The 9,488-nt window shown below is 69.2% G+C and carries 6 protein-coding genes (1 of these 6 running past the window's edge); 4 read left to right on the top strand and 2 right to left on the bottom strand.

Annotated elements, in window-relative coordinates:
• The 4 genes from WME90_RS11575 to WME90_RS11560 all read left to right on the top strand — a co-directional run.
• Window positions 1–1,429, top strand: the 3' portion of a protein-coding gene (locus WME90_RS11575; RefSeq protein WP_437281156.1) for a sigma 54-interacting transcriptional regulator. Its footprint begins 101 nt before the window's first position; only the last 1,429 of its 1,530 coding nucleotides appear in the window; the start codon falls outside the window, past its left edge; it ends in the stop codon at window positions 1,427–1,429.
• Between the two features lie 783 nt (window positions 1,430–2,212).
• Window positions 2,213–2,761, top strand: coding sequence for a hypothetical protein (locus tag WME90_RS11570; RefSeq protein ID WP_437281155.1), 549 nt, complete (start codon window positions 2,213–2,215; stop codon window positions 2,759–2,761).
• A 506-nt stretch (window positions 2,762–3,267) separates the two neighbouring features.
• Window positions 3,268–4,284 carry a hypothetical protein gene (locus WME90_RS11565; RefSeq protein WP_437281154.1) on the top strand — a complete coding sequence of 339 codons (1,017 nt, stop codon included), beginning with the start codon at window positions 3,268–3,270 and terminating at the stop codon, window positions 4,282–4,284.
• Window positions 4,285–4,493: 209 nt separating this feature from the next.
• Window positions 4,494–5,762, top strand: coding sequence for a sigma 54-interacting transcriptional regulator (locus WME90_RS11560; protein WP_437281153.1), 1,269 nt, complete (start codon window positions 4,494–4,496; stop codon window positions 5,760–5,762).
• A gap of 143 nt (window positions 5,763–5,905) precedes the next feature.
• Here the strand turns inward: WME90_RS11560 and WME90_RS11555 are convergent, their stop codons facing one another.
• Both WME90_RS11555 and WME90_RS11550 read right to left on the bottom strand, forming a co-directional pair.
• Window positions 5,906–7,210: a DUF1552 domain-containing protein gene (locus tag WME90_RS11555; RefSeq protein ID WP_437281152.1), complete on the bottom strand. Its 1,305-nt coding sequence runs from the start codon at window positions 7,208–7,210 to the stop codon at window positions 5,906–5,908.
• Between the two features lie 9 nt (window positions 7,211–7,219).
• Window positions 7,220–8,875 (bottom strand): DUF1592 domain-containing protein, encoded by a 1,656-nt coding sequence (locus tag WME90_RS11550; RefSeq protein WP_437281151.1) that lies wholly within the window; start codon window positions 8,873–8,875, stop codon window positions 7,220–7,222.
• Between the last annotated feature and the right edge of the window lie 613 nt (window positions 8,876–9,488).

Below are 9,488 nucleotides of genomic sequence, written 5' to 3'. Positions count from 1 at the left end.
GCCACGCGGGATGACCGTCGAGCCCACCACGTTCACCACCATCGAGGACGATGACCCCGCGGGATGCCGCCCCGGGACGCCTTTGCAGCCGTACCTGTTCGTCGTGCTGCACTGCGATCAGCCGCTCGCCGGTGGCGCTCGGCACAGCCTCTCCGAGGTCGACCTTGTCACGATCGGCCGCGGGGCAGCGCACGCCGCCGCTCGCACCCGCGATGGAGAGGTCCGGAAGCTCGAGATCCGTCTCCCCGGCGGCACCATCTCGTCGACGCACGCGCGCCTCGCGCGCAGCGACGAGGGCTGGGTCCTAGAGGACGCGCAGTCGAGGAACGGAAGCTTCCTCAACGGCGAGCGCGTCACCGGCGCGACGCTGCTGCGCGACCGCGACGTCATCCAGATCGGCCCTGTCTTCCTGTGCTACCGCGCCGCCCTGCCCGCTGCCCCGGAAACCGCGGCTGACCTCGACACGGCCGCGCTCGCTCCCAGAGCTCCCGGCTTCGCCACGCTCTCGCCGGCGGTCGCCGACCAGCTCGTCGCCCTCGAGCGCATCGCCCGCCGGCCGGTCACGGTGCTGCTCCTGGGTGAGACAGGCAGCGGCAAGGAGGTGCTGGCGCGCGCGGTCCACGCCCTGTCGGGCCGCGCAGGGCCCTTCGTCGCCGTGAACTGCGGCGGTCTACCCGACTCGCTCCTCGAGAGCCAGCTCTTCGGCCATGTCAGGGGCTCCTTCACGGGCGCCGCCCGAGACGAGCCCGGCACCATCCGCAGCGCCGATGGCGGGACGCTCTTCCTCGACGAGATCGGCGATCTGCCGCTGCCAGCGCAGGCGGCCCTCCTCCGAGTGCTGCAGGAGCGCGAGGTCGTACCGGTGGGTGGCACGCGGCCGGTCAAGGTCGACCTGCGCGTCATCGCCGCCACACACAAGCCGCTCGAGCGTATGGCCTTGCGCGGCGAGTTTCGAGGGGATCTCCTTGCGCGGCTGTCCGGCTACCGCCACCTGCTCGCGCCGCTGCGCGAGCGGATCGAGGACATCGGCGTGATCGTTGGCGACATCTTGCGGCGCCTGGACATACCGGCCGCAACCGACCTCAAGCTCAGCACCGGCGCCGGCCTCAAGCTCCTGCAGCATCCCTGGCCCCTCAACATCCGGGAGCTGCAGCAAGCCCTCTCGGTGGCGGCGGCGTTGACCACCGACGGCGTCATCGGGAAGGCACATCTGCCGGAGGTTGCCCTCGGAGCGCTGGCGCCGCGCTCCGCGACGCTCCACGAGGAGCGCCGCGACCCGGAGGCGCTGCGACGGCACCTCGTCGTGCTCCTCGAGAAGCACCAGGGCAAGGTGACCCACGTGGCGCGCGACATGGGCAAGGCGCGGATGCAGATTCACCGCTGGATGCAGCGGTTCGGGATCGATCCGAACGAGTACCGCGGCGGGTGAGGGCCCCTAGCGACGGAGGGGGCCGACGCTGACCGGCGTCGCGCCGGCCGCTGAGCTGCGGTGGGCTCCGCGCCACCTCGCACGCAGATCCGTGATCCGAATGGCTCTCAGGAACGCGCCGCGTAACCGTGTAACATCGTTACTGTCACCGTTGCAGTGTGCGGCGTGCGACCTGGGGAGGGTCACCGCGGCAGAGGTGGGGACGACGTAGAGCTGTTTCCGCCCACCTCTGCTACATGCAGAGCATAGGAGCGGCGGTCACCCGCACAGGGCGTCATGGCGACGGGGCATCCGACGGTGCGGCAGAACGGCGCGCCGCACAGGCTCGGCGAACGACGCTTCGAGCAGACCTCCCAATCGACTGTCTCGCGAGCAGGCGCGACGCGCTCTGGGCGCGCCAGGCGGCCCTGCAGCCCGAGGTGTCCGAGGTGCTCGCGGCGCTCGCTCTGCTCGCTCTGCTCGCCTGCGCGTCGTGCCCGCAGGCCGTGGGGAAGGCTGCCCCTTTCAATGCATTGATGAGTTGTTCTGCGGAATCTTCGAGCCCGCGGCGGTCGAGCGATCTCATGGCACAGCCATTGCTTGTGCGCAGAGCGTTCGACACGATGGGTCGGACACACCCGAGGAGAAGAAAATGAAGATCGTTCACGAGCGGATTTGCACTGGATTTTCGTCGATCGCCGCGTGCAGCACGCTCGCGCCGACCGCCACAGGGTCCCAAACGCTCACCGTATGAGCTCGATTGCACAGGCATACAACCCCAAGCCAGCCATGACGAGGAGTCGCGTGAAGAACTTCCTATTTAAAGTAGCAGTACTGCTGGTGGCCGCCATGAGCGGCGTGGCCATCTCCGTCACGCCGGCAGCCGCCGCCAGTGCCCCAGACAACTGTTGGGCCGTGACCGACACCAGCAGCAACTACGAGTACAGATGCGAGTTCGGCATGTTCCCGCTGGCCGACACCCCGGCAGGAGGCGCGGTCAAGCGGGCCGTCTTCCAGGTCGCCATCACGAACTTCTCCGACTACTTCCCGTTCGGCGGGTGCGGCGACGAGCTGGAAGTGGGTCAGGAGTGTGACCTCCAGCCGGGCGATTCCCCCGTCGAGGTCACCGAGATCGGCTCGAACTACTTCATCCTCAAGTCCCTGCCGGGACACCTCGAGGGCAAAGACAGATACATCAAGTTCGCGATCTACATCATCGATAATGAACTGCGCCTGGGCGTACGTGCTTGGGGCAAGCCGAGCTTTGCCGCCAAGCAGAGCGTGGACTCCGAGCTCGTCGACGTGTTGTGGGGCATGTACGCCGAAAATCTGGTGAAGATCGTCTTCCCGTGAGCGAGGTCGACGCGCTGCTTCCGATCTAAGCAGAGCCGCGTGACGGCCAGCTCCTTACGGTTCCTGGCCACGCTCTTCTGGTCAGCAGGAAGCCGCTCGGTCCTTCAGCGGGATACCGTACCCGGGACACGCTGTGGCCCCGCCCATCCGGGCGGGGCCACGCATCTGCGGGCAGCCACTTCGCACGCGCCGAGGCTCGTTCCCACGCCGCCGTCCATCTCGAGGGGTCCGGTCGGCCCCCAGAGCGCGCGCCAGCGGAACGGGTGACCGGATCGACCGGAATGCGCACCCGACCGGGATCCTGAAAGCCGCCCATCGACACCGCGCTCTCACGGCTCCGCATGGACCGCGAGCACGCCGCGCGATCGCGATCGCGCGCCGCGCTCCCCGACGCGATCGCGATCGCGCGCCCGGGCTGAATCTCGGCCGTAAGTCCATGAATTTACATTGGATAGCGTCGGCACACGGGGTGCAACGGGGGCGCTCGGAGAGGAGCCCCGATGCCGATGATGAGCCGAGATACCTCCGATACGTCCGTCACGTTCTCCCTCGCGGAGCTCGCGAAGCTCGAGGAGGCGCGCGTGCGGGAGGAGCACCTCCAGCGCGCCAGGGCGCGCGATGAGAGAGCCCGCGAGCAACGCGAGGCGGAAGCGCGCCAGCGCGCAGCGGAGGCGGCGCGGGTCGCCGCCGAGACAGAGGCGCAGGCGCGGCGCGAGCGGGAGCAGGCGGAGACAGAGGCGCGCGCGGATGCACGGGCGCGGGCGGCGATCGAGGTGGCACGCATCGAGGCCGAGGCGAAGGCGCGCCTCGAGGCCGACAACGCGGCACGCGCACACGAGCTGGCCGTCGTGCGGGCGCGCGCCGAGGGACGGCGCCGCGGCGTGGCGCACGCGCTCGCCGCCGCGCTCGGGCTCGTGCTGTGCGGCGGGGCTGCGGGCGCCTACGGGGTCGCGCAGCACGTGGCGGGCCTGGAGCAGGAAGCGCGGCGGCTCCGCGAGGCACAGGCGGCGCAGGTCGAGGAGCGCGAGAGCGCGAGGGCGGCCGAGCTCGCGGCGCTCGATCGGCGCCACGCAGCGCTGCGCGGACGGCCCCTCGCCAGCGACGCCGAGGAGGCGCGCGCGATCGCCGAGGCGGCGCGAAATGCCCTGGATCCACGGGCGCTGGACCATAACCGGCTCCGGGCGTTCGGGGACGCGCTCGACGCGCTGGAGGCGCGGCTCGATGCGCTCGAGAGGATCGCGGCGCTCGATCGGCGACACGCCGACCTCGCGGCGTGGGCCGCCGAGCGGCGGCGGCCCGAGGCCACGGCGGCAGCCCAGGTCGCCGCGGCGCGCGCGAGGACGCCAGGGGCCGACGAGGGCGCGCTCCGCGCCTACGAGAGCGCGCTAGCCCAGCTGCGGGAGGCGCTCGCCCGACCTGCAGCGCCGGGAGCGCCGGGGCCGAGGCCGCAGGTGGGATCTCGACAGCCCCAGTGCTCGAACCCGGGTGATCCGATGTGCTCGCTCGATGGGCGGCCTCTCTGAGGCGCTGAAGCGGCACGGCACCCCTCTCCGGGAAGCGGCGCTTCTCTCCGGGAAGCGGCGCTTCTCTCCGGGAAGCGGCGCTCCTCTCGGGGCGAACGACTCCGGGAAGCGGCGCTTCTCTCGGGGCGAACGACGTCGCCGTCGCCCCCGGCGCGGCGCTTCCACGCTCTGGACGTGCATGGCACCCTGCGAGGAGAATGGCCAAGGACGTGTCGAGCACCCTGGATCACCGGAGCCCGGTGCGGCCCGAGGCGGGGCGGCGGCGGCCGGCGCTGGTGTGCGCCTTCCCGCGGCCCATGGCGTTCGCGCTGCCCGACTCGGGGACCGTGATCGGCCGCGCATGGCTCGCCGAGCGCGGGCTCGCCGACGCGGAGGTGTCGGGCAGACACCTGCGGATCGATCGCGCCGGCGGCGCGCTGCGCGTCGCGGACGTCGGGTCGCGCAACGGTACGTGGGTGAACGGTTCGAGGCTCGCGCCGCGCGACCTCACGCCGCTCGATGACGGCGCGGTGCTGAGGCTCGGGCGCATCCTCTTCGTCTTCCGCGAGGAGCTCCAGGGGCCGCTGGATCCGGCGCCGCCCGTGGGCGGGCTCGTCGGCCCGTACGGGCTACGCGCCGTCGCGCAGCCCCTCGCGGGCCTGCCGCGGAGCCGCCCGGGCAACGTGCTCATCGAGGGGGAGACGGGCGTGGGCAAGGAGCTCGTGGCGCGAGCGGCGGCGGCGGCGCTGGGGCGCGCGGCGCCGTTCGCGGCGGTGAACGTGGCCGGCGTCGCCCGGGGCGTCTTCGAGTCCCAGATGTTCGGTCACGTGGCGGGCGCGTTCTCGGACGCCCGCAGCGCGGCGCCCGGGATCGTCGTGGCCCACGACGGCGGGACGCTGTTCCTCGACGAGATCGGCGAGCTCGACCCCGATCTCCAGGCGAAGCTCCTGCGGCTTTTGGAGAACCGCGAGGTGCTGCCGGTCGGGGCGCAGCGGCCGGTCCACGTGAACGTGCTGGTCGTCGCCGCGACCCACCGCGACCTCGAGGAGATGGTGGAGCGCGGGGCGTTCCGGCGCGACCTGTTCGCGCGGCTCGCGATGGCGCGCATCCACGTGCCGGCGCTCCGCGAGCGGCGCGAGGACGTCTTCAGCGTGGCGTGCGAGCTCGCGCGGCGCGCGAGCGTGGCGCTCCCAATCGAAGCGGTCGAGGTCGAGGCCATGGAGCGGCTGCTGCTCGATCCCTGGCCGAACAACGTGCGCGGGCTCGACGCGGCCCTCGCCGAGGTGCGCCGCCTCGATCACGAGCCCGGGCTGCGGCTGTGGGCGCTAGAGGAGGTGCTGGGGAAGGCGCCGGACGGCCAGAAGACCGCGCTCACGCAGGAGCGCGTCGAGTCCGCCCTCGCGGCCGCCGGGGGCAACGTGACGTCGGCCGCGGAGCGGCTCGGCGTCTCGCGCGGGAAGCTGCTGCGGTTCCGGAAGCGCACACAGGAAGAGGAGTGATTGCGCCTGGTTCCGCGTGCCAGAAATCCCGACAGAACAACCGGCCTATAGCGGGCAGCCGCCGAAAAGATTATGTATCGCACGGCAAGCCGATGTCCCTCGCCTGCTCGCCGTCAGGATGGGCTCTACCGAACGCACACGAGCTATGTGATGAGCGGACCTCGACACCAGGCAGCGCGGCCGACTGACGTCACGTCCATGCCGATCGCCCGGGCGATGCTGGCATAAACGTCGTTGTGCTTGCGCCCGCCGGCGTCGAGCAAGCGCCCGGTCTTCCAAGCACCTCCACAGCTGCCGGCAACCACGAAAGGTGCGTGCTGGGGCGGGTGGTCGGTCTCGGCGAAGTTCTGGGCTGAGCCCAGCTGGCTGCTGCCGTTCTGGGTGGAAAGAACCGCTGCGGTGTTGTCGAGCAGCGAGAACTCGCCGTCGGAGAGGCTCTTCAGCTTTTCGACGAAATAGCGGAACTCTCCCGCGAAATAGGCCTGGAGCCGAATGATCTGTTGTCCCGGAGCGCCGTCAGGATCGCCGTGTGAGATGGAGTGCCAGGCTGAGATATCGATGTCGCCGAACTTGATGGCCTCGTTGTTCTCGCCGCCGCCCCACATCACGGATACCACGCGAGTGATGTTGCAGGCGAAAGCCATCGCTATGATGTCGAGATACAGCCGGCTGTGCTCCGGCATGTCGCTCATCATGGTGTTCTTGCTGAGCAGCGGCGACGCGATCTCCTTGCACGAGCTCTCTCTGGGGATGCTGCCGCCGACATCGCGCTCGAGCGTGCGCAGCGACTCGAGGTAGAAGTCCATCTTGACGGCTTCCTCCGGCCCGAGCCGCCCGCGAAAGGACCGGACATCGTCCTTGATGAAGTCGAGCACGCTCTGACGGCGGAGCAGCGCCTGCTCGGCGGAGCTCGGCGTGTTCATGGACGTGCCGCCCCCGCCGATGCGGTCCGCGATGCGCTGATACGCAGCCAGCGGGTTTGTCACGCTGGGGATGAACCTGCCATCGACCTGAGACAGCCCGGGGATGACGCCGCCGTCGCCGGATGTCTGTCCGACCGCGATCTCCAGCGATGCCAGCGGGGTCGTGCCCTTTAGGAACCTGGCGAACTCCTGATCGATGCTGGTCGGCGCGCCGAGGCCGAACACCGAGAACGACGCCGAGCGGTGCGCGTTACCGGGGTCGCGCGCGAGCGTCAGGTTCTTGAACACCAGGATGTCGTCGCGCACCGCCTCGAGCGGCGCCATGTGGGGCTTGAGCACGAAGTTTCTCTCGCCCCCGGTCGGCTCCGATTGATACTGAGAGCCATTCGCGTAGCCGAACATGGCGACGCGCGTGATTCGCGGAACAGTTTGGGCGTAGAGGTTGTCGATTAGCCCAGAACAGAAGAGCGTTCCGTAGCCGAGGCCTCGAAGCATCGTACGCCGGGAAAATTTCACGTTGCGCATGGCTGACTCCTAGTTCCTCCGGTCGATGAAGCTCGGCGATTCGACCACGCTCAGCACCAGCCGATCGATCGCGTGCTGCGAGCGCGCAAATTCGTCCACGAGGCGCTCCTTCTCACAGGCGTCGAGCTCCGGCAAATCGTATCCTGAAGCGTAGGCGGCGAACTGCTGGGCGAAGCAGCCGTAGACATCCGGCTTTTGCGCCAACTCGTCCACCAGCTCCACGAAGTTGGAAAACTTGATTCCGGGAAGCGCGTTCCCCTCGCTCGGCAGCGGCAGACTGCCGCTCGCATCGATCTCCTGCCCCTGATCCGTCGTTCTGTAGCGACCGATAGCATCGTAGCTTTCGAGCGCAAACCCGATGCCATCGAACAGTTTGTGACAGACGGCGCAGCCCGGACTCGCATGAATGCCGAGTCTTTGCCGGCCCGTGGCACCCGGCTCGGCAAAACGGCCGGCATTCGGGACACCGCCGGGCGGCAGCGGCACGCGGTCGCATAGGACCTCTGCGCGGACGTAGGCGCCGCGCCCGACGAGGCTCGTATCTTGGCTGTGCGCGTGGCCCCAGAGAAACGGTAGCGAGGTGAAGATGCCCCGGCGTTCCGTCGGATCGAGCTCGCGACGCACCATGGCGTTGCCGGTCACCCCGCTCAAACCGTAGAGCGGGGCGGTGCGCTCGTTCACGAACGCGTACGAGCCCGAGAACAGCGAGTCGAAGCGACGATCCGCTCCCGCGTCGAACAGCACGCTGTTCGTGAACAGGCGCAACTCTTCTTTCAAATCGGCGGCGAGCTCGGGCGTCGCCATCGGGAAGACGCTGGCGTCTTTCACCGACTTCGAGAGATTCTCGAGCTCCAGCCACTGCTCGAAGAAGTGGTTCATGGCCGGCGCCGCCCTGTCGCGCGCCTCGAACAGGCGCTGGGCCTGGGCCAAGATCACCGTACGGTCGCGCAGCTTCCCTTGATCTGCGAGCGCGGTGAGCTCAGCGTCCGGCGCGCTATCCCAGAGCAGGTACGAGAGCGCCGAAGCGATCTCGTGATCCGTCAGCGGCGTCACCGCTCCGGTATCCTTCACCGTGCCGAGCTCGGTGCGGTGCAGGCTGTTCGGCGACATGAGCAGCGCCTGCACGACGCTCTTGACGCCTCCGGCAGGACCTTCGCCCTGCGCGGCGGTCTTGGCGAAGAGCCCGCTGAAGGAGGTGATCTCAGTCGCCGAGAGCGGGCGGCGCCAGAGCTTTTGCCCCGTTTTGGCGACGAAACCGTCCAGGCAGCTGCCAGGCGCCAAGCTGGCGACGTCGCAAGCGATCCCGAACTTGTCGGGGTTCTGCAGCGCGTGCGCCCCGAGCTCTTCGCCGAGCGCGAAATATACCTCCGCGAGGAGCGGCGCGACTCGCAGGTCTGAGGCCTGGTTGGCGAAGCCGTCGAGCCTGGCCTCGTTCGGCAAGTTCGACAGCGCTGCCGGCTGGATGTCGAACTCGTCGCGCAAGGTGTTGGCAAGCTGGGTGTTGGTCAACCGCCAGATGCGCGGTTTGGCCAGCGCAGGGGTGGCGCCACACTCGGCCGCCGGCGCCGCCTCGCCCTCGGGTCCCCCGCCCTCGGGTCCCAGGACGCCCGTGCACCCGCTGGCCACGGCGACCGCGAGCGGCGCAAGGCGAAACGAGCGGCTCATGAGTGAACGCAGTACACCGATTCGTTTTACGATTGGCATGGAACGCTCTTGCTGGGGTGAAATGTTGGACGAAGCTGGGTGGGGCTGGAAATCCAAACGCGATCCGAACGTCGAGCTCCTCGTGGTTGCGTCTCCGTTGATTGCCACAGCGCGGCATTCGTATCGAAATCGATGTCGCTCCCGGGGTTCAGCGCGGGTAGCCGGACCGCCGTGCGTCGCACCTTGCCCAAGGTGGACGCGAGCGTCCGAGGTTGATCACGATCTGCTGGAGACTTGTCGAGAGGCCGTGAAGAACGCTCATTGAAGTATTCTGCGCCGGGGGTGGACGCGGCCGACTCGACCGGTCAGCTCACCGGATGAACCACCGAGTTCGTGCTTGGCCGCGCCATCTCCATGTCGTTCCCCTACCCCGGGGCGCGAGGACCCCCATGAAGAGCTGCCAGGCGCTCCACATCATCACAAACGCCGCGCCGCTCGGCGTGAGCGTGGTCGCCCCACCGCCGGTCGTTCGATGGGCGCCGGCGATCCCCGCTCTGGCCCGGGACGGGGTGCTCCACCTTCCCGGGGCCGGCTCTGGAGCCGACGAGCCGCATCCCACCAGGCTCAATCCAAC

Source organism: Sorangium sp. So ce375 (genome assembly GCF_051473855.1).
In the GTDB taxonomy this organism is placed as follows: domain Bacteria; phylum Myxococcota_A; class Polyangia; order Polyangiales; family Polyangiaceae; genus Sorangium.
This window is presented reverse-complemented; position numbering and strand designations above follow the sequence as displayed.